Source organism: Photobacterium sp. NCIMB 13483 (genome assembly GCF_003025475.1).
In the GTDB taxonomy this organism is placed as follows: Bacteria; Pseudomonadota; Gammaproteobacteria; order Enterobacterales; family Vibrionaceae; genus Photobacterium; species Photobacterium piscicola.
This window is the reverse complement of sequence record NZ_PYLV01000001.1, coordinates 341,840-364,366: the sequence shown is the minus strand read 5'-3', so window position 1 is coordinate 364,366 and position 22,527 is coordinate 341,840. Positions and strand designations below refer to the sequence as shown.

Here is a 22,527-nt window from a genome sequence, read left to right as displayed (position 1 = left end):
AATAAAAAAAGTGTAATGGAGGCTTTAATGGGTGAACAGCAGCAGATTTTAACGCGGTTTCTTATGGCACCAAGTCAACAGTATGACGCGAGCCATAAGCGTAGAATTGATCGTCATTTTAATGATGATACCTATTTCAAACCTGCTGCCGTTTTGATCCCATTAGTCCCTAGAGATCATGGCTTTAATGTGGTATTAACCCGTCGAGCTGAACATTTAAAGCACCACCCGGGACAAATAGCCTTCCCGGGTGGGCGTTTTGAAACCCAAGATAGCGATCTTATCACCACCGCATTACGTGAAACATTTGAAGAAACAGGCATTGTTTGCCAACGTAATAACGTTATCGGTCAATTAACACCCTTAGCGACGACCAGTGGCTATATAGTGACCCCCTTTATTTCAACGATCAGCAATGATTATAAACCTAAACCCGATCCTGGTGAGGTCGATGCCATCTTTGAAGTGCCACTCAATTACCTGCTTAATCCCAATAATATCCGCTCACACCAGTTTCGCCTTCGAGGTGAATCCCACCGTGTTTATGCCATTCCTTACCACAATTATTCCATCTGGGGCGCAACAGCACAGATGATTAAACTGTTATCCAACCAAATTTGGGAAGATAAAAAATAACCAAGTAGACGTTTTATTTTAATCTTACAAGCCTATTTGTGTGATGTGGGTCTGATTTATTTGTATCACAAAAAGTTCGTATTACAGAACGAGATCTTTATCCTTGTTTTCCCCTCGTAAATAGCGACAATGCGCTCGTTCCTATATTCCGTTCCGTTCCCTTTTATTGGATATTACAGTATGCAAAACACATCGACAGCGTCAGCAACAAGTACGACAAAAACCAGATGGACCTACAAAGATTTCACTTGGGCTCTTTCTCTGTTTGGTACTGCAGTAGGTGCCGGTGTTCTATTCTTACCCATTAAAGCGGGTGCGGGCGGTTTCTGGCCATTAGTTATTTTGGCTCTTATTGCAGCACCAATGACATGGTTTGCACATAAAGGTCTAGCACGTTTTGTACTATCGTCTAAAAATCCTAATGCAGATATCACTGATACTGTAGAAGAGCATTATGGTAAAACAGGTGCTAACTTAATTACCTTCGCTTACTTCTTTGCTATCTACCCTATCGTATTGATTTACGGCGTTGGTATTACAAACACTGTTGATTCATTCATGGTTAACCAACTTGGTATGGAATCAGCACCTCGCTGGCTACTATCTGGCGTATTAATTTCACTAATGACTGCGGGTGTAGTCTTTGGTAAAGAACTGATGTTGAAAGCGACATCAGCAATGGTTTACCCATTAGTTGTTATTCTGTTGATTCTTTCTGTATACCTAATCCCTGACTGGAACATGTCAATGGTACAAACAGAAGCAGATTGGTCAGCAATGCCAACAATTATCTGGCTTGCAATTCCAATTATCGTATTCTCATTTAACCACAGCCCAATTATCAGCCAGTTTGCAAAAGAGCAACGTCGTACTTACGGTGATGAAGCCGTTAAGAAAACGGACATGATCACTGGCGGCGCGGCAATGATGCTAATGGGCTTTGTTATGTTCTTCGTATTCTCAGTTGTGCTTTCAATGACACCTGAGCAACTAAACATGGCAAAAGAGCAAAATATTTCAGTATTGTCATACTTAGCTAACGTAAAAGATTCACCAGCAATCTCTTACTTAGGTCCACTAGTTGCATTTGCAGCGATCACATCAAGCTACTTCGGTCACTTCCTTGGTGCACACGAAGGTCTAGTTGGCTTGACTAAGTCTCGCTCTAACATGCCAGTGGCTAAAATTGAAAAGATCTCATTAGCTTTCATTGTAATTACAACCTGGATTGTCGCTATCATTAACCCAAGTATTCTAGGTATGATTGAAACAATGGGTGCACCAATGATTGCCGGTATCTTATTCCTACTGCCAGTTATTGCGATGCAAACAGTACCAGCAATGGCTAAGTACAAAACATCATTATTTGCTCGTATCTTCACAGTTTTATGTGGTATCGCAGCAATCACTTCTGTTATTTACGGTGCATTTTAATTTAACTATTAAAAATGTACTGATTACGAATAATTAATCGTATAAAAGCAAAAATATGTGCTAGTACTCATGGTGTTTACCAGCACAAATAACGTAAAATAGACGATACTTAAGAGTAAATATGCTTTAAGCATTTTACTCTTTTAGTTTAAGTGCGCTCGCCAAGGAAGGAGCGAGGATATCAACGAATAACAGTCTTTACAGGAGGCAAGAACCGCTTTCCCTATGACTGAGGTAATAACATGATCAGTATTTTCGATATATTCAAGATTGGTGTAGGCCCTTCCAGTTCACACACTGTTGGTCCAATGAAAGCAGGTAAAGAGTTCATCGACGACTTACGTGCGTTAGGCCAATTACGTGACGTGACAAAAATTACCGTTGATGTTTACGGCTCTTTATCGCTTACCGGTAAAGGTCATCACACTGATATCGCTATCATTATGGGTCTTGCTGGTAATTCACCTGAACATGTTGATATTGATAGCATTCCTGGGTTTATCTCCCGCGTAGAAGAAACAGAACGTCTTCCAGTTGGTATGCATTGCCACACTGTTGATTTTCCACGCGATGGCGGTATGAATTTTCATACAACTAACCTTTCTCTTCATGAAAATGGTATGTCAATCCATGCTTGGATTGGTGATGACGTTGTTTTCTCTAAAACGTACTACTCAATCGGTGGTGGGTTTATTGTTGATGAAGAAAACTTTGGTAAAGAACAAACAAATACCGTTGAAGTTCCCTACCCTTTCTCTTATGCATCTGAATTACTAGAGCAGTGTAGTGAACATGGCCTTTCTGTTAGTTCACTAGTAATGGCTAACGAACGCGCGATGAATGCAGAAGATGAAATTAACACATACTTCGCGAATATCTGGAAAACCATGCGTGAATGTATGGAACGTGGTATGAATGAAGAAGGCATTCTTCCTGGGCCACTACGTGTTCCTCGTCGTGCAGCAGCATTACGTCAACAACTGATTACCACAGAAAAGCTAAGCAATGACCCAATGACGGTTGTTGACTGGGTTAATATGTATGCGTTTGCCGTTAATGAAGAAAACGCGGCTGGTGGTCGAGTAGTGACAGCACCAACCAATGGTGCTTGTGGTATTATTCCTGCCGTATTAGCTTACTACGACAAATTTGTACAATCTGTTGGACCAAAAGAATACACTCGTTACTTCGCAGCATCTGGTGCTATCGGTGGTCTATATAAGCGTAATGCTTCTATTTCTGGCGCTGAAGTAGGCTGTCAAGGTGAAGTAGGCGTTGCATGCTCAATGGCTGCAGCAGGTCTAGCTGAATTGATGGGGGGAAGCCCTGAGCAAGTTTGTATGGCGGCAGAGATCGCAATGGAGCATAACTTAGGTTTAACATGTGATCCAGTTGCAGGACAAGTACAAGTTCCTTGTATTGAACGTAACGGTATTGCAGCAGTAAAAGCAATCAATGCAACCCGTATGGCGCTTCGTCGTTCATCTGCACCACGTGTATCACTTGATAAAGTTATTGAAACGATGCTTGAAACAGGCAAAGACATGAATGCTAAATATCGTGAAACATCACAAGGTGGCTTGGCGATTAAAGTCATTTGCTAATATAAAATGAACATTTAACGCAATTAACTAAAAAAACTATCTTCGGATAGTTTTTTTGTTTTACACTCAAATTACTACATAAAAACCACAATCATATTCAACTCGATTCATTATTAATCACCTTGCAATAGCGTTGCGTTAAGATATTAAGTCATATCGTATCAATATAACTATTAGCACTGCTCATTGCTTCTTATATCATCAATTGTGTCTATTCTTTCTTTTCTTTTAGTCCTATACTCAGTTAAATATACTCATTATCATTAATGTAGTGTAAGCATGGATGCGTATATCGCCCTTACATCATTGATGTACGATATGTAATGAAGGATTTATTCCCTTTATAGAGAAGCAATATTGCTATGAAATATAAGCGTATCCTCTCGCAGAGCCATGTCGTTCTGAAAGAGTTTTATGTCGATCATCATTTAATTGTGAAGTTATCCAATGCAGAAGGTAATATTCACATTAATGGTAATGTTATAGATGTAAAAAATAATAGCATTTTGGTTATACCTAAATTTAGTCATATTTCTTGTTCAATTAATCAATTAAATAATCAAGAAAATATTGAACTACAAATTTTAATGATCAATGAAGAATCAATTACTAAAGCATTTAAATATATAAGTGCTCTTAAGCAACCAACCTTAGCAACTTCAAATTGCTCACCTATTTATCTTATTGATTCATCAGAAATTGTTGAGCAAAATTTCGCATTATTTAATCAACTATTGCCTAGCATTAGTGGATCAACAATGGAGCAAACTTTGCTGAGCCAATGCTTAGTATTCCTTTTGATTGCACTTAATAATACTGGAATTGATGTTTTTAATGTTTATCGCTTTAATTATGACGAACCTAAAGAACGTACAATTGCACGGCTAATTACTCAAGATCCTCAACGCAAATGGAGTGTTGATGATATGGCAAAGGCCCTCTTTACAACGCAATCTACTTTACGTCGTCATTTAGCAAAAGAAGGTGTCTCATTTAGCCAGCTATTACTGGATGTTCGAATGGGGCTTGCACTTAATTTTCTAACCTTTTCCAATTACTCTATATCACAAATCGGTAATCGGTCTGGGTTTGGTAGTGCCGCGTATTTTTGTGATGCGTTTAAACGTAAATATAATGTAACACCGTCACAATTTAGAACTAGCTCAAGAAAAGAAAATGATATGGATACTGATGGTTGTTTTACCTGTAAAGATCACACTGAATATCTACCAGAAGTTTGTCATTAGCAATAGCCGTTCACTAAAAAACCTCGTCAATGCGAGGTTTTTTTATATATCGTAAAAAGCAGATATAAAAAAGCCCCACTTAATAAAGTAGGGCTAATTTCAAATTATAACACGTTACGCTACAGCGTTAGCTTGTTGTAATTCGCGATCTTTAGGTGCAACACCTACAGGTAGAATCACACGACCGTACTCTGCATTTAATACTTGTGCCATTGCAAAATAGATAGCACTTAAACCACAGAAGATACCTTCAATACCTGCAATAAAGCCAATCGTTTCGTTACCCGTAAAATCACGCGCCGCAAGCAAGAAGAATAGAATCGTTAGAGAACCGAAAACAACTTGCTTTGCTGGTGGGTAACGTAAAGAACCAACATACATAAATGCTGTAAACACACCCCATAGTAGTAAGTACCATGCCATAAACGGTGCTGGGCTTGCCGCAAAGCCAAGTTTTGGCAAGATTAGTAAACCAACCAATGATAACCAAAATAAGCCGTAAGAAGTAAATGCTGTGGTACCAAAAGTATCACCACGCTTAAAGCACATCATACCAACAAGAACTTGCCCTAAACCGCCATAGAAAATACCCATAGCTAGAATCATCGAGTCTAGAGGAAAAAATCCAGCATTATGAATATTCAGTACAATGGTCGTCATACCAAAGCCCATTAGACCTAATGGTGCTGGATTAGCAAGTTTTGTAGACATTTTTTTCCCCTACAGGATTTACAACAAAAATAATAAAAATTAAAAATATGTGCGCATATTTATGCGCGGAGGATCTTAATGTAAGCCGAGAAACAGATCAATGCTTATATCACTAAAACCAGCATCTAAATTAAAAAATCCCATTAAGGCATTAAAAGAACAACTCTGTATTATGACACTGAACGCTTAATTTTATTTGCTCTATTAAAATCACAATTTTGTTGCCTTTTTATTTATAAACCAGAAACCAAAACAACTCAACACATTGATTTTAAACGTTTAATTTTATATATCATTTAAGTGGTTAAATTACCACCCTCTTTTTATCATTAACTTTATTTGATAATTTAAAATTAAAACACAACAAACACCCCTAAAAAATCGATTTTTCTAAAAATTAGAGCTAAAAAAAAGCGACCTAAGTCACTTTTTTATATAAAACAAACAAAATTCAATATAATCATAAATACATTGTATCAGGACTATTTTCACTTATAACTGTGGTTACGCCATTTAAGCATGACAATCATTGTGACAAACTTGCCTCAAAATTGTAATTAATCGCTGTTGATTTAATGGTAACGGGTTACCTTTAATAGCACAGGTACGTAATGCATCTTCTGCAACCTCTTCAAACATAGTATTACATAGCCCATAATCAGATAACGACGGTAACTGTAGTTTTGTTAGCATGCTATCAACCCATTGCACACTATCTTCAATCTTAGCCTCATTATTTAATGTCAATATAACCGCTAATTTACGATAACGAGCCAGAACATCACTACGACCAAGTTCCATTGCAACAGAGATATTTTCAGTCATTACATAAGGCGATAAACGTGCAGTGATCAAACCATGAGGAGCATTCAACCGGCCACTTAATGCTGATGCTAATCCATGTGCTGCTCCTAACTTAGCATTTGAACGAGCCATACCACCAAGCATTGCAGCAAAAGCCATGTTACTTCGTGAAGGATAATGATCATCTTTACACGCTGGCAATATTGACATTGCAATACGCTTTAATCCTTCCTCGCAAATCATGTCGGTCAACGGATTCGGTTCGCCACACACGTATGCTTCCATTAAATGGGTAAAGGCATCCAAACCACAATATCCAGATAGCACCGCATCCATACCATAGGTTAAAGTTGGATCAATAATGGCTAAATCAGGAAACAACTCTACATTACTTAAATTAACTTTTACTTGTTCTTGTGCAGATTGTAAGACTGCACTTTTACTGACTTCAGCGCCAGTGCCAGCAGTCGTAGGAATAGCGATAAATGGTAATGATTTAACTTGTAATGGAACATTGCGCCCGACAACATCGACATAATCATAAACGCTGCCTTGGTTAGGAATTAAAGCCGCGAGAGATTTAGCAACATCAAGTACGCTCCCCCCTCCAATACCAATCACCATATCAGGACAGAAAGTCCGCCCCATTGCCGCTAACTCTTCCATCATTGCGATTAAAGGCTCACCTTTGATAACTAACCGCTGATAACGCATATTCTGTTGTTTAAAATAGTGTTCCAATTGTAATGATCGTTGCTGATCTTGCCCTGTCACTAATAGCACACTGTAACCAAATTGATTAAGCAGCGATAAAGAATCATGCAGAGCACCTTCACCAAAAACAATCCGTGTTGAAGTCATAAACTGAAACATAGTTATTTATCCTGTTCTAAATAATGTTTATGCCATAGAAACCTCGTATTTGACCTTCGCTGCATCTTTACCAAGGTTCGCTGATTTATAAGCTATCTAAAATTAGATTCTGTTAGATTGCTTAACTCTATATTGATTACAAACAAGTTTTTATCTATTTCAATGGCTATCGCCCCAAGATCAATACTGACTCACACTTAATGTTGATCACCACAATAAAACACGTGTCGTAAAAGTGACTTCTCATCGTAATAGAAGCGTAATAGTACATCGTTAGTCTGCGTAGAGTTCAAAGGCAATGAAGCCGTATAATAATCTATGAGGAATGAACCATGAAAAATGCAGCAGTGGTCGCCGCTATTTTTACAAGTCTATTTACCGGAACAACAACCGCCGCCACCATCTATGATAATAACGACACCAATATTGAACTTGGGGGTAGAGCTGAACCCCGCTTTAATCTTTCTAAAGAAAATAAAGGTGATAATAATGACGACAATGAATTTAAAGATAAAAGCCGGGCGCGTTTAGCATTAAAAGGCGAATCAGTTATTAATGAGCAATTCGCAGTCTTTGGTAAATATGAAGTTGAAATTTCAGATAATAACAACAGTACTGTAGATACTCGTTATCTTTATGCTGGTCTCGATACTGCGGTTGGTGCGATTTCTTACGGTAAACAGGATTCAGCACAAGTTATGCTGACCGATTACACCGATATCTTATCGACTTTTGGCGGAGATGCCGTTGACCTTGTTGATGGTAATAAAGACAAACGAGAAAACAATTTTTTATACATTGGTGAATTTAATAATATTGCAGTTGCCACTAACTACATCGCTGAAAATAATAACAACCTAAAAGACAGCGATAGCTATGGTATCGCAGCACAATATCAGTTCCCATTTGGATTAAATGTGGGTGCAGGTTACGTTAATGGTAATGATGGCGCTAATATTGATGCTCGCCAATTTAACCTTGCTATGAGTTACCAACTCAATAACATTTATGCTGCCGCAACTTACGCTAATGGTAAACATGGTGATGCTGATTTAAGTGGTTATGAGTTAGCAGCCGCTTACACCTTTGATCAGTTTACGGCGCGAGGTGTTTATAACTTTCAGCAATCAGAACAGAATAATACCACTACCGATGAAGTAGATTACTTTGCTCTAGAAGGTCTATATAAGTTCAACAAATCGCTACGCACTTATATTGGTTATAAATTCCAACAACTCGATAAAAAAGATGATGAATTACAAGCAGGTATTCGCTACGATTTCTAAATAAACCACAATATTAAAGCCAGACTCAGTGTTTGGCTTTTTGTGGTTGGATATTGTTTTTATTTATGGTTGCTATATCGCTTTTATCTATTGGTTTAACAGAAAAAACCCGCTTTCGCTATTGCCTTCTCCGCGTTATAGTAATAACAAATTATGAGGAGAAATTTATGTTCGTTGTTATTTTTGGTCGTCCAGGTTGCCCATTTTGTGTTCGTGCAAAAGAATTAGCAGAAAAAATCAAAGAAGAGCGCGACGATTTTAACTTCCGCTACGTTGATATCCACGCTGAAGGGATCAGTAAAGCGGATCTAGAAAAAACTGTTGGTAAACCCGTTGAAACGGTACCTCAAATTTTTGTTGATCAAGATCACATTGGTGGTTGCACTGAATTTGAAGCTTATGCAAAAGAACATAACCTTCTTTATAAATAAGCCTCAAGCTTGATTAATCGAAAGGCTGACAATATCAGCCTTTTTTTATCATTCCGCTATTATTATTCATCATTAAAACACTATTTTTTAACGTATGCTGCTCCTTTAAAAAGCTCGCTGAAATAAAAGCACCCATTATTTTGAAGAGTTGGTTTATAAAATGGATTTTCACCATTTATTTATAATATAAACTATAACCTCTGTTCAAAATCAGCTAGAATTTACCTCACTTTTATCTTTCCATTATTTCGGAAATCCGTCGTGAACATTGATGTAGCCGCTCTTCTACACCAAAATGATATTTTATTGCTATTTGTAGTCCTTGCTGTTGGTTTAAGTCTCGGTAAAATTCGTTTTGCCAAGATGACACTAGGTAACTCTATTGGCGTTCTACTTACTGCTTTATTATTTGGTAATGCGGGTTTTACGTTTGACACAGATGCACTAAATATTGGCTTTATGCTGTTTATTTTCTGCGTTGGTATAGAAGCTGGACCAAACTTTTTTGGCATCTTCTTCCGCGACGGTAAACACTATTTATTACTCGCATTAGTCGTCCTACTCTCATCAATTGCTATCACCATGACCATGGCGCGTTATTTACACATGGATATCGGTTTAGCAACGGGTTTAATGGCCGGCTCACTTACAGCAACACCTGTCCTTGTGGGTGCAAAAGATGCACTGAATACAGGCCTGGCGGGTATTACCGATCCTGCAGTCATTAAACAATTAAGCGAAAGTTTAAGTGTTGGCTACGCCATGTCTTATCTTGTCGGCTTAGTTAGCTTAATTTTCCTTGCTAAATTAATGCCTAAATTGCAAAAACAAAACCTTGCCGAATCATCGCAACAAATTGCACGTGAACGCGGTATTGGTGAAGTTGCGCAGCGTAAAGTGTATTTACCGATTATTCGCGCTTACCGTGCGGGTCCTGAACTGATTAACTGGATCGATGGCCGTAACTTACGTGAATTGGGTATTTACCGCCAAACGGGCTGTTATATTGAACGCGTGCGTCGTAATGGTATTTTAGCAAACCCTGATGGTGACGCTATTTTACAAGAAGGCGATGAAATCGCACTTGTAGGTTACCCTGATAGCCATGCCCGTCTTGATCCTAGTTTCCGTAACGGTAAAGAAGTTTTTGACCGCGACTTACTCGATCTTCGTATTGTTGAAGAAGAAATTGTAGTTAAAAATGACGGTATAGCTGGTAAGCGTTTATCAGAATTAAACTTATCTGAATATGGCTGTTTCTTGAACCGCGTAGTTCGAGCACAAATTGAAATGCCAATGGACCATAATATCCTATTAAATAAAGGGGATATTCTACAAGTCAGCGGCGAGAAAAGTCGTGTTTTAGGGCTAGCTGAACGTATTGGCTTTATCTCTATTCACAGCCAAATTGCAGATCTTCTCGCGTTCTGTTGCTTCTTTATTATTGGCCTATTAATGGGCTTAGTAACCATGAAGTTTGGTCATGTTGCTTTTGGTTTAGGCAGTGCAGCGGGCTTATTGATTGCAGGTATTACGTTAGGTTTCTTACGTGCCAACCACCCAACTTTTGGCTATGTCCCACAAGGGGCGCTAAATATGGCGAAAGATTTAGGTCTGATGGTGTTTATGGTAGGTATAGGTTTAAGCGCGGGTTCTAACCTTTTTGCTTCTATCGGACATATTGGTTTAACCGTCTTTGTTACCAGCCTAATGGTCAGTGTTATTCCTGTCGTGTTAGCGTATTTATTTGGTGCTTATGTACTAAAAATGAACCGCGCATTATTGTTTGGTGCCATTATTGGTGCGCGTACTTGTGCGCCAGCTATGGACATGATCAATGAGCATGCTCGTAGTACGATTCCAGCTTTAGGTTATGCTGGAACCTACGCGATTGCTAACGTATTACTTACCATCGCAGGTACGCTGATCTTTATCTTCCAATAATAATGATCAGACAATCTTGATAGCGGGCGGCTTATTAGTTCACTGATGAGTCAGCCCCTATTCAGTCAAATTATCTACACTAAATACACACATTAAACTGTAACTAGCCTAACGTTAATTCTATCTTTTATCATACTATTTACGCTAGTTTGCATACCCTTTCATGACGTTATGGTAACAATAACTGATGCACTTTATTAGTTGATACTTTACCATAGCTTATCAATACCATTTGTTATCTCTGGTGCCCAAACCATGCGTATTCTTATTGTCGAAGACGATGCTATTCTTAGCCATCACCTAAAATCGCAACTAAGCGAACTAGGAAACCAAGTTCAATGTGCTAACACTGCCGAAGAAGGGCTGTTTTTTGCACAGAACTATCCCAATGATATTGTTATTGTCGATATCGGTTTACCTGATAGAGATGGAATCAGTTTAATTAAAGACATGCGTAAGAAAGGTCTACGATTGCCCATCATGATCTTAACTGCACGTTCAAACTGGCAAGATAAAGTAACGGGGCTTGAAGCAGGTGCTGATGACTACCTTGTTAAGCCATTTCAAAAAGAAGAAATGGTTGCTCGCCTTAGTGCCCTGGTTCGTCGCAGTGCTGGCTTTGTTAAACCAGAAATGACCGCGGGTGATATTCGTGTCGATTTGCTCGCAAAACAAGTTTATGTTTGCGACGAACTGCTTGAACTCACTGCATTTGAATATGATTTATTAGAGTATTTAATGCGCCATAGCCGCCAAGTGGTCTCAAAACAACGCTTACTTGATGTGCTATATGAAGACCAAGAAGGTGATCCAAATACCATTGAAGTAATGATCAGTCGCCTGCGCAAAAAATTCACTAAAACAGGACAAAATAACCCTATCTCTACCATTCGTGGTCAAGGGTATATTTTTGAAATCAGTGCTCAATGAAGCGATTTTTCCAGCCTCGATTAAGACAACGAGTATTGATTACTTCCGTCGCTATTATTGCTTTAGTGACGTCGGCACTAGCTGCGGTTATCAATAAACTTTACTCTCAAAGTTATATGGCATCATATTCCTCAGAACTTGTTGCTCAAATGCCAATGGTAGTAGCCCAACTTAATCGAGCTGGATTAATTAAAGATGTTGATAAATGGATAGATTCTCTCGATCCTTCTGATACTGATTATATTGCTGTTGTCTGTGATCAAAGTGATAAAACAACTTGGGTTTCAAATCAATCATCAAAAGCCAATTTACATGATGTTTGTCGATATTTACCCGAAAATATTTCGACGCCAACATTGATTAAAATGAAGAATCATCAAGATTATATTGCTTATAATCTTACTCGTAATCAAGAAGATGGCACCATTTATCAATTAGTGGTTTTGCGTTCTGCTGATGCTTACGAATATTCCTTATCACAACTGCATAAACGTACGGCTTTCTATTTAGGGTTGTTTGTTTTAATTGCAGTTGCCTTCCTTATCGCAGCTTTTCATTGGGGATTTCAACCGCTACGGAAACTAGCCTCTCAGTTAGATCAAATGACAGAAGCGAAGCGAGAAAAACTTGATGATGATTATCCAATGGAGTTACAAGAAGTCACTATGGCGGTTAATCGACTTAGCCGCATCAGTAACGATCAGCAAGGACGTTATCGTCACGCAATGGATGATCTTGCCCATAGTTTAAAAACACGTTTAGCTGCGACTAATGCCCTGCTTGATGATTCATCTTTAGATCGCCGCGAACTTAATCAGCGTATCATGGAACAAATCAGCCAAATGGATGATTTGGTACAATATCAACTCAAACGTGCCATGGTAGGTCAACAAGGGTTACAAAAAAGTAATGTCGAGCTTAAACCTATCGTCGTTAGTCTTAATCGAATGTTAAATAAGATTTATGCCGATAAATACGCGACGTTGCATTATCACTTCGATGACGACTTAAAATTACCCATTAATAAAGATGATTTAATGGAATTATTTGGCAATATGCTAGAAAACAGTTTTCGTTTTTGCATTAGCCAAGTGAAATTATCCGTTACTGAAAATAGTGATTCCTTCATTATTATCATTGAAGATGATGGCCCAGGTGTTAAGCCTAGCTTACGTGAAGCTATTTTCCAACGTGGAGTACGTGCAGATCAACTCAATCCGGGACAAGGTATTGGTCTCTCTGTTTGCAATGAAATCATTGATAGCTACCAAGGTAAGATTCATGTTGAAGACTCTGAACTTGAAGGTGCCGCTTTCATTATCGAACTACCAAAAAGCTAATGATTAATCGTTTTCTCTGATTTATTAGCCAGCACTTTTATGCTGGCTTTTTAATACCTGAAAAATACAAAATCATTATGCATCAATAGGATCAATAGGATCAATAGCAGATATAAAAAAACCGCCATCATTGGCGGTTTATTCAATATCTATTTTATAATGCGATTATTAGATGTCTGCTACGTCAAAATCAACCACAGGATTCACATCAGCATCGTAATCAATACCATCAACACCAAAGCCAAATAGCTTCAAGAATTCATCTTTGTATTGTTGATAATCAGCAACATCATATAAGTTGTCATTAGTTACTGTTGACCATAGATCACGGCAATGCTGTTGAATATCTTCACGCAATTCCCAGTCATCTAAACGAAGACGATTTTCTGCATCAACGTCAGGTGCTGTGCCATCTTCTTTATACAAGCGTTGCTTAAACATACGTAAAATCTGCTCCATGCAGCCTTCATGTACGCCTTCTTCACGCATTTTCTTAAATACCATTGCAATGTACAACGGCATAACTGGAATCGCAGAGCTTGCTTGTGTAACAACACTCTTTAACACAGCAACATTTGCAGAACCACCTGTCGCACTTAGCTTGGTGTTTAGCTCTTTCGCGGCACGATCTAGGTCCATTTTTGCTTTGCCTAACGCGCCATGCCAGTAAATTGGCCATGTAAGCTCTGTACCAATGTAACTAAAGGCAACGGTCTTACAACCATCAGCCAATACATCAGCATTCGCTAGCGCATCAATCCATAGTTCCCAATCTTGGCCACCCATAACAGTAACAGTATCTTCAACTTCTTGTTCTGTTGCAGGTTCAATGCTGGTTTCAATTAATACGTTTTTATTGGTATCGACCGCTGTTGTTGTGTACGTTTCACCCATAGGTTTTAGGCATGAACGAATCACTTCACCAGTCTCTGGCAATTTACGTACTGGTGATGCCAGTGAATAAATAACCATATCAATTTGACCAAGATCTTGTTTAATCAATTCAATTGTTTTTTGTTTTGCTTCGTTAGAGAAAGCATCACCATTTAAACTTTTTGAATAAAGCCCTTCAGCTTTAGCAAACTTGTCAAATGCCGCAGAATTATACCAACCTGCAGTACCTGGCTTCTTCTCTGTACCTGGTTTTTCAAAGAAAACACCAATTGTTGCAGCGCCACCGCCAAATGCCGCAGCAATACGAGATGACAAGCCATAACCACTAGAAGAACCTACAACTAATACACGCTTAGGTGCATTTGCAATTGGGCCTTGTGCTTTAGTGTCAGCAATTTGCTGCTTTACATTTTCTTCACAACCAACAGGGTGCGTTGTTGTACAAATAAATCCACGAGTCTTAGGTTTGATGATCATTTTCAACTTCCCTTACATAATTGTGAATAGGATAAAAGGTTAATGACAGATACGCATTAAATTTATGCCATAAATGAGCAAAAATCGTAGTGGTTGGAGGTGTTACACTAAATTTTGGTCAAAAAAAGTGCCACGTATTAACGTGGCACACGGGAGAATCCAGGTTTATATATCAAAGACTAAGTACCCTAAGTTGCCTTTCCTGGTAGCAAACTTAGTTATTAAAATGGTTAGCACAGAAATGGTCAACTTGGATCGCTTTCTGCCTTAGTTGCTCTGCATTTTCTATCCTTTTAATCTCTTCTTCTGTGACCACTCCCGCATCCAAAGCTAACTGTAACTTCTTATTTAATAAAGCCTTGCGTGGGATCTCACCATTGCGTGTTGCTTGCATTAATTTACGCTCCAAAGGTTTGATCTCATGCAATGCAATAAATGCACGTTCCATAATAGCAACGGGATCATCATGCTTATCTCCGACATAACATAAATGTGTTAATCGATCACGGTGCACACTTGGTGTCATTAATAATGATGCAATACTGATACTAAGCGCATCTTTTGGCGCTGAATAATGTATACCTAATGGAAATGTTAATAAGCGTAATGTGCGCCCAACCCCTTTACGAGGAAAATTTGTAAACACTTCATCAAATGCGACGCCACATTGATGCAAGCAATGCTGTAATGCATAATCAACTAACGGTAGATCTTGTTGTTGGCGTCCTTGATCTTCAAATCGCTTCAATGTTGCTGACGCTAAATACAAATAACTAAGCACATCACCTAAGCGAGCTGACAATAACTCTCGACGTTTTAATTCGCCTCCTAAGCTCAACATTGATATATCAGCACAAACCGCGAGCGCTTTTGACATACGGCTTAAATGACGATAGTAATGTCGCGTTTCACCGCTAACAGGGGCACGATTAAAACAACTACCACTCACTGCGTTTAATAATGACTTAATTATATTGCGAGTTGCAAAACCAATATGTTGTATCAACAAACTATCAAAATCTTTCATCCCTTGTTCTGCATCAGGATTTGCAGCTGCCGCCATTTCATCTAATACATAAGGATGACAACGGGTTGCACCTTGACCAAAGATCATTAGATTACGGGTAATTATATTTGCTCCCTCAACCGTTATTGCCACTGGAATACCAAAATAATGATGACCCAAATAATTCATTGGCCCCAATTGAATAGCCCGTCCAGCATGCACATCCATTGCATCATTTAAAACGGTTCGAGACATCTCCGTCATATGGTATTTAGCAATAGCAGTCACAATGCCAGGTGTTTGTCCCATATCTAATGCTGTGGTCGTCAATGTTCGAGCGGCTTCTAGCATGTAAGTAAAGCCACCAATACGACCTAATGCTTGTGCGACACCTTCAAAATTACCAATTGGCATACCAAACTGCTTTCGAACAACAGCATAAGCTCCCGTTGTTTTAGCGGCTAAATGCCCAACAGCAGTTCCTAAAGCGGGTAAGGATATACCACGTCCCGCAGATAAACACTCCACCAGCATTCGCCAACCTTTTCCTGCATAATCTTGGCCGCCAATGATCCAGTCTAATGGAATAAACACATTATGACCGCGCGTAGGACCGTTCATAAATGCCATATTAAGAGGATCATGCCGCTCACCAATCTCAACGCCAGCATGATCAGCAGGAATCAACGCACAAGTAATACCTAAATCAACCTTATCACCAAGTAAGCCTTGAGGATCTTGCATTTTAAATGCCAGCCCAAGTACCGTCGCAACAGGCGCAAGCGTAATATAACGCTTATTCCATGTGAGGTTTAAGCCAATAACTTGCTCGCCGTCATATTCGCCATAACAAACTATTCCCTCATCAGGAATACCGCCAGCGTCAGATCCCGCTTCAGGGCCAGTTAATGCAAAACAAGGAATATCTGCCCCATTAGCAAGACGAGGCAACCAATAATCCTTTTGTTGTTGAGTACCATAGTGGGTAAGTAACTCACCAGGACCAAGTGAATTAGGTACCATTACACAAACCGCAGCACTTAAACTACGGGTTGCTATTTGTGCCACAATAGTTGAATTAGCATGAGCAGAAAAATCAAGACCGCCATACTGTTTACTAATAATTAATGCAAAGAATTTTTCACGACGCAGAAATTGCCAAACGTCCTCAGGTAAATCTTTTTGCTGCTGCACAATTTGATAATCATTTAACATTGCTAATAAAGTCTGCAATGTTGTATCAATGAAGTGTTGTTCTTCTTGTGTCAATATTGGTTTAGGGTAATCAAGCAATGTTTGCCATTGTGGATCTCCACCAAATAACTCCCCATCCCACCACACACTACCGGCTTCCATTGCTTCTTTTTCAGTATTAGATAGTGGGGGTAATAATGTTTTAAACCGTTTAAAAACAGGATCACTTATATAACGTTTACGCATGCTTGATAACGAGCTCATAATGCATATCCTTTTGTGATTCAATGGCGAGTATTTATGGTTTATTAACCGCTAATATTGACGACAAAAGACTGATTCAGTTCTATTGGTGCAGCAACGCCTGCCGCAAGATAAGGCACTAATCTATTAATTAAATCGTCAATTTGGATCTGATTAGAAAAATCATTGGCAGCTATTTCACATAGGGCTGTACTTGATGCCATCGTAAATACTGCAGCACCAAGGGTAAAATGTAATCGCCAAAATAATGTTTCAGGATCTAAACAAGGATGGGCACGACGTACAGCGCTAATAAATAACTGAATGACTTCATCATAATGAGTGGTGATAAACCACCGTAAATGCCCTTGTACATCGGTATAGCCGCGGCCAAGTAAAGACATGAAAATAGTAGTACCATTAGCCTTGCAAGTATCCAAAGTTAACAATGGCTGTTTAGCGCAGAAAAATACCTCTTCCATAGAAAACTCATCACGCTGATGTAACGTGACTAATTCCATTTCTAATGCTGGCATAAATTGTTCAAGATAACGGCTTAATACCGCACGAATTAATCCTTTCTTATCGCCATAATGATAATTAACTGAGGCCAGATTAACCCCCGCAGCTGTCGTAATCGCACGTAATGACGTTGCTTTAAAACCACGAGCTGCAAACAATAATTCAGCAGTATCCAGTATTCGATTCTTCGTCGTTGCTTGTTGTTTCATATAATCAGCCCCGATTAAAACGCTTGTTTGAATATTACACAAGACCATAACATTTAACAAATGCGCTACATCACAATTTGTTATTTCGTCACGTAAAAATCAATTAAACGCTTTTATAATCAATGACAAAAAAAACCATCATTTATAAAATAAGATTGGAACCAATATGAAAAAATAATGTCTTACGAATACCACTGCTTTTTTTAGAAGTTTTTACTTCAGAGCCCATTAACAAATATTTGTTGATGGGTTTTCTTTATCTACACGGCAATCAAGCGCTACAAAATATCATTTTCAAATAAAACTATTTTTTTTTGAACTTTATCTTATAGCGGTACTCTTACTTATGTATTCAATTTGATAAACCGCTATTTTGCATGGCAATAATACTTTTTATTAAATGTTTAATTCACTACTGCTTTAAATCCTAATTGTATTTTTTTGGATAATCTCCTTCCCGCTGATACTTATCAGCGGGATTTTTTTATCTGTCGCCATGGTTTTTACGCGATTAAACATCGATATAAGAAGAGTAATTTCATCCCTCAATAATATAATTGCATCTTTTTAAGATTAAGTTGAACTCTTTCGCTCACGTGCAGTCTGATTATATAAGAATTGAAGTTATAGATGATTAATGTGTTTTTCAGGCCGTCAAACACAGTATCTGTAATTTAAATTGTTACTACTGCTTTAACTCCTAATTGTATTTTTGGATAATCTCCTTCCCGCTGATACTTATCAGCGGGATTTTTTTATCTGCCATCACGGCTTTTATGCTATCAAACGCAGACATAAGAAGAGTCAACATATCCTTCAATAAAATAATTGAATCTTTCTAAGATTAAAATGAACTCTTTTACTAACGCGCAGTCTGATTATATAAGAATTTAAATTATAGATGATTATTATGTTTTTCAGGCCGTCAAACACAACATCTGTAATTTAAATTGCTACTACTACTGCTTTAACTCCTAATTGTAATTTTTTACGCTGAAATACTTATTTCAGCGTTTTTTTTGCTTATTTTAAGCTAATTTGTGGTGTACCTAATAATAAGTCATCATGTTGCAACACTACACTTAAGGTATTAAGAGTCTGATTTGAATTTATTTTTTTACCATTAACGCCATGATTATCATCGCTAAACTCAGGAATTGGCAGCTGTGATTTAATCGCCATCGCAGTATAGTATTGTTCACGACTAGGGTGTGTACTAGCGGCTAAATGCATGATAGGCATCGAAGGGTGCTGCGCAATAATGGCTGAGATAACACGAATACAATCATCTAAATGCACTAAATTAACGGGCTGCTTACCTGCACTCAATTGTTGACGACCAGATAAAAACGTCACCGGATGCCGTTGCGGTCCAATCAATCCAGATAAACGTAATACTGTCAGTTGTTGTTGCCATTGCTGACGTAATTGCTGTTCTAATGTGTAATGTAATTGCCCAGAAGCGGAATTAGGATGTATTGGGGTTGTTTCTAACACCTCCCCTTGTAGTGGATCATATACCGACGTAGTACTGATAAAAATAATCCGCTGACACCCAGCTTTCTTTGCTGCGGTTGCTAATGACATGATCTTTTCAATATGAACCTGAGGTTCAAGATTTCTACGGCCAGGCGGGATTGCAATAATCAACACATCCGTTGTTAAAAATTGGATTGTTGTTGGATTCATCTCTTCAGTTAATGGCAATGTTAATAAGCAGCCATTAATGCCTAGTTGCTGTAATACATTGACGCCCTCTATCGTTGTTTTAGAGCCCCATACTTCAATCGCTTGGCTTTTTAATGATAATGCTAACGGTAATCCGAGCCATCCACAGCCACAAATACTGACTTTCATTGATTATCCTTTTTTTATTTAAATATTATTCAATCTGTTATTTATTCAAAAATGATAGAACATAGTCATTATTATTTATTTCAGAGCTTGAAATAAGTCTTTATTTATAAAACAAATACTCAAAACTGATAAAATAAAACAACAAAAACTAACATTATTTGTTTTATAAATTTCAATTCTGAAAATAAAAAGTCGATCTCGATCAAAATCTAATAAGAACACACTGAAAAAGACCGTGAACAGCTAGAATATGTTAATAGTTAAGTAGTATAGTTTCATTATATGGGCAACTTGATGACAAGAATGCTACAAATGAAATTCAATAACGAAGTGCATAAATACCTATGAATACCATAGAAAAAATACAAAATAACTTAGAACACTTCAGCAAATCTGAACGTAAAGTAGCGGAAGTTATTATAGCATCGCCACAAACGGCTATTCACTCTAGCATTGCAACATTAGCCAAAATGGCCGATGTAAGTGAACCTACCGTTAACCGTTTTTGTCGTCGACTTGATACTAAAGGCTTCCCTGACTTTAAATTACATTTGGCCCAAAGTTTGGCAAACGGCACGCCTTATGTAAACCGTAATGTTGAAGAAAATGATGGCCCTGATGCTTACACGGCAAAAATATTTGAATCAACCATGGCTTGCTTAGATGTCGCCAAAAATAGTCTTGATCCGATGCAAATTAACCGAGCGGTTGATTTATTGACACAAGCAAAAAAAATATCCTTTTTTGGATTAGGCGCTTCAGCATCCGTAGCACATGATGCTCAAAATAAGTTCTTTAGATTTAATATCCCGATTGTGTGTTTTGACGACATTGTTATGCAACGCATGAGTGTCATTAATTGCAGTGATGGCGATGTTGTGGTTGTTATTTCACACACAGGACGAACTAAAAGTCTAGTTGAAATAGCACAAATGGCACGTGAAAATGGCGCAACAGTCATTGGTATTACAGCAAAACATTCACCATTAGAGCGTGAATGTTCATTATCGATTTGCCTTGATGTTCCTGAAGATACCGATATTTATATGCCAATGGCGAGCCGTGTTGTACAAATGACTGTCATTGATGTTCTCGCAACCGGCTTTACATTACGTCGAGGATCGAGTTTTCGCGATAACCTAAAACGTGTAAAAGACTCACTTAAAGACTCTCGTTTTTCAAAAGAACGTCATTTATTGTAATACAGATAGATAGCGAAGTTTCGGCTTCGCTAACACACATTACTGTGCACTCTCATTACCCCTCTATTTGATAATACCTATCATCGCCTTATCTTAAATTACTGAGTCGCATTTATACACACATCTTCTTTATCCAATCACTTATACTGCAATGGCATTGGATAGATAAATCAGTTTATTTACATGGAGCTTATAATGTTAGAACAACTAAGACGTACCAAAATTGTGACGACCCTAGGACCTGCAACTGATCGTGATAATAACCTAGAAAAAATCATTGCTGCGGGTGCTAACGTGGTTCGCATGAACTTTTCCCATGGTAGCCCAGAAGATCATATCCTTCGCACTCAACAAGTACGCGAAATTGCAGCACGCTTAGGTAAACATGTCGCTATTTTAGGCGATCTTCAAGGACCTAAAATTCGTGTATCAACTTTCAAAGATGGCAAAATTCAGCTTAGCATTGGCGATAGTTTTACTCTTGATAGTGACTTACCCAAAGGTGAAGGCCATCAAGATGCCGTCGGTCTTGACTATAAAGAATTACCTAATGATGTTGTGAAAGGTGATGTGTTGTTACTTGATGATGGTCGAGTTCAACTACAAGTAACTGAAGTTGCTGGTAATAAAGTACATACCATCGTTACCGTTGCTGGCCCTTTATCGAATAACAAGGGCATAAATAAAAAAGGCGGCGGCTTATCTGCGGCAGCATTAACAGCAAAAGATAAAGCAGATATCATTACAGCTGCAGCCATGAAGGTCGATTACCTTGCGGTTTCTTTTCCTCGCAATGGTGCAGATATGCATTATGCCCGTCAATTAGCAACAGAAGCAGGACTAACGGCGAAATTAGTCGCCAAAGTAGAACGTGCAGAAACAGTGGCAACAACAGAAGCGATGGACGATATTATTCTAGCGTCTGATGTGGTGATGGTTGCTCGTGGCGATTTAGGCGTTGAAATTGGCGATCCGGAACTTGTTGGTGTGCAGAAAAAGCTAATCCGTCGCGCGCGTAGTCTTGATCGAACCGTTATTACTGCAACTCAAATGATGGAATCAATGATCACTAGTCCAATGCCAACACGTGCCGAGGTGATGGACGTTGCCAATGCGGTATTAGATGGTACTGATGCGGTTATGTTATCGGCAGAAACAGCTGCGGGAGACTTCCCTGTTGAAACAGTAGCAATAATGGCCAGTGTTTGTCTTGGTGCAGAAAAAGAACCAAGTATTAATATTTCCAATCATCGCTTAGATCGTAAGTTCTCAAACCCTGAAGAAACCATTGCAATGGCAACCATGTATGCCGCTAACCATATGGTGGGCATTAAAGCGATTGTCGTGATGACAGAATCAGGCCGTACACCACGCTTAATGTCTCGTATTTCTTCAGGATTACCTATTTTTGCATTATCGCGAAATAAAACGACATTGAACCAAGCTTCATTATATCGCGGTGTTACTCCCGTCTTTTTTGATCGCGACAGTGACGCAGGTTTAGATGCGGCAAAGCATGCATTGAATGTTCTAAAAGAGACAGGATATGTACAACCTGGCGATCTAACCATTATTACTCAAGGTGATAAAATGGATACCGTTGGATCAACCAATAATATGCGTATTTTGACGGTTGATTAACCCTTAACTACACCGCTATACACGTATCATTGATAGCAGTGG

General features: G+C 38.5%; 17 protein-coding genes. 11 read left to right on the top strand and 6 right to left on the bottom strand.

The genetic code is table 11. The features are described 5' to 3' along the window. The first annotated feature begins 27 nt into the window (after positions 1–27). The 4 genes from C9I86_RS01670 (at position 28) to C9I86_RS01655 (ending at position 4,921) form a co-directional block, all read left to right on the top strand. Positions 28–636: a CoA pyrophosphatase gene (locus C9I86_RS01670; RefSeq protein ID WP_080156694.1), complete on the top strand. Its 609-nt coding sequence runs from the start codon at positions 28–30 to the stop codon at positions 634–636. 180 nt (positions 637–816) lie between these two features. After that, on the top strand, positions 817–2,070 hold the full coding sequence (locus C9I86_RS01665) for an aromatic amino acid transport family protein (RefSeq protein WP_107275417.1): 1,254 nt from the start codon (positions 817–819) through the stop codon (positions 2,068–2,070). A 242-nt stretch (positions 2,071–2,312) separates the two neighbouring features. Then, on the top strand, positions 2,313–3,674 hold the full coding sequence (locus tag C9I86_RS01660) for an L-serine ammonia-lyase (protein ID WP_107275416.1): 1,362 nt from the start codon (positions 2,313–2,315) through the stop codon (positions 3,672–3,674). A gap of 362 nt (positions 3,675–4,036) precedes the next feature. Then, positions 4,037–4,921 (top strand): AraC family transcriptional regulator, encoded by an 885-nt coding sequence (locus C9I86_RS01655; RefSeq protein WP_107275415.1) that lies wholly within the window; start codon positions 4,037–4,039, stop codon positions 4,919–4,921. A 114-nt stretch (positions 4,922–5,035) separates the two neighbouring features. On the opposite strand, the gene C9I86_RS01650 is transcribed toward C9I86_RS01655, so the two are convergent. Together C9I86_RS01650 and C9I86_RS01645 are read right to left on the bottom strand one after the other, a co-directional pair. Next, positions 5,036–5,632, bottom strand: coding sequence for a GPR1/FUN34/YaaH family transporter (locus C9I86_RS01650; protein ID WP_045035596.1), 597 nt, complete (start codon positions 5,630–5,632; stop codon positions 5,036–5,038). Between the two features lie 513 nt (positions 5,633–6,145). Beyond that, on the bottom strand, positions 6,146–7,309 hold the full coding sequence (locus tag C9I86_RS01645; protein WP_080156698.1) for an iron-containing alcohol dehydrogenase: 1,164 nt from the start codon (positions 7,307–7,309) through the stop codon (positions 6,146–6,148). Positions 7,310–7,641: 332 nt separating this feature from the next. On the opposite strand from C9I86_RS01645, the gene C9I86_RS01640 reads away from it, so the two are divergent. The 5 genes from C9I86_RS01640 (at position 7,642) to C9I86_RS01620 (ending at position 13,240) form a co-directional block, all read left to right on the top strand. Continuing rightward, positions 7,642–8,595, top strand: a complete 954-nt coding sequence (locus tag C9I86_RS01640; protein WP_107275414.1) for a porin — start codon at positions 7,642–7,644, stop codon at positions 8,593–8,595. A 167-nt stretch (positions 8,596–8,762) separates the two neighbouring features. Continuing rightward, on the top strand, positions 8,763–9,026 hold the full coding sequence (locus C9I86_RS01635) for a GrxA family glutaredoxin (protein WP_045035599.1): 264 nt from the start codon (positions 8,763–8,765) through the stop codon (positions 9,024–9,026). 261 nt (positions 9,027–9,287) lie between these two features. Then, positions 9,288–10,970: an aspartate:alanine antiporter gene (locus tag C9I86_RS01630; protein WP_080156700.1), complete on the top strand. Its 1,683-nt coding sequence runs from the start codon at positions 9,288–9,290 to the stop codon at positions 10,968–10,970. 255 nt (positions 10,971–11,225) lie between these two features. Beyond that, positions 11,226–11,900 carry a response regulator gene (locus tag C9I86_RS01625; protein ID WP_080156701.1) on the top strand — a complete coding sequence of 225 codons (675 nt, stop codon included), beginning with the start codon at positions 11,226–11,228 and terminating at the stop codon, positions 11,898–11,900. Then, positions 11,897–13,240: an ATP-binding protein gene (locus tag C9I86_RS01620; RefSeq protein WP_080156702.1), complete on the top strand. Its 1,344-nt coding sequence runs from the start codon at positions 11,897–11,899 to the stop codon at positions 13,238–13,240. Before C9I86_RS01625 ends, C9I86_RS01620 begins: the two co-directional genes overlap by 4 nt. Before the next feature lie 168 nt (positions 13,241–13,408). On the opposite strand, the gene fabV is transcribed toward C9I86_RS01620, so the two are convergent. The 4 genes from fabV to C9I86_RS01600 all read right to left on the bottom strand — a co-directional run bounded on the left by fabV (position 13,409) and on the right by C9I86_RS01600 (position 19,642). After that, positions 13,409–14,611 carry an enoyl-ACP reductase FabV gene (gene fabV, locus C9I86_RS01615; RefSeq protein WP_107275413.1) on the bottom strand — a complete coding sequence of 401 codons (1,203 nt, stop codon included), beginning with the start codon at positions 14,609–14,611 and terminating at the stop codon, positions 13,409–13,411. 214 nt (positions 14,612–14,825) lie between these two features. Beyond that, a complete protein-coding gene (locus C9I86_RS01610) occupies positions 14,826–17,075 on the bottom strand; it encodes an acyl-CoA dehydrogenase (RefSeq protein ID WP_107275412.1) in 2,250 nt (749 codons plus the stop codon). A 44-nt stretch (positions 17,076–17,119) separates the two neighbouring features. Continuing rightward, complete coding sequence (locus tag C9I86_RS01605; RefSeq protein ID WP_080157175.1) at positions 17,120–17,785, bottom strand: TetR/AcrR family transcriptional regulator; 666 nt, start codon at positions 17,783–17,785, stop codon at positions 17,120–17,122. Positions 17,786–18,808: 1,023 nt separating this feature from the next. Then, positions 18,809–19,642 carry an NAD-dependent epimerase/dehydratase family protein gene (locus C9I86_RS01600; protein WP_080156706.1) on the bottom strand — a complete coding sequence of 278 codons (834 nt, stop codon included), beginning with the start codon at positions 19,640–19,642 and terminating at the stop codon, positions 18,809–18,811. Positions 19,643–19,986: 344 nt separating this feature from the next. On the opposite strand from C9I86_RS01600, the gene C9I86_RS01595 reads away from it, so the two are divergent. Next, positions 19,987–20,844: a MurR/RpiR family transcriptional regulator gene (locus C9I86_RS01595; RefSeq protein ID WP_080156707.1), complete on the top strand. Its 858-nt coding sequence runs from the start codon at positions 19,987–19,989 to the stop codon at positions 20,842–20,844. Between the two features lie 195 nt (positions 20,845–21,039). After that, on the top strand, positions 21,040–22,485 hold the full coding sequence (pyk, locus tag C9I86_RS01590) for a pyruvate kinase (RefSeq protein WP_107275411.1): 1,446 nt from the start codon (positions 21,040–21,042) through the stop codon (positions 22,483–22,485). Positions 22,486–22,527: the final 42 nt, after the last annotated feature.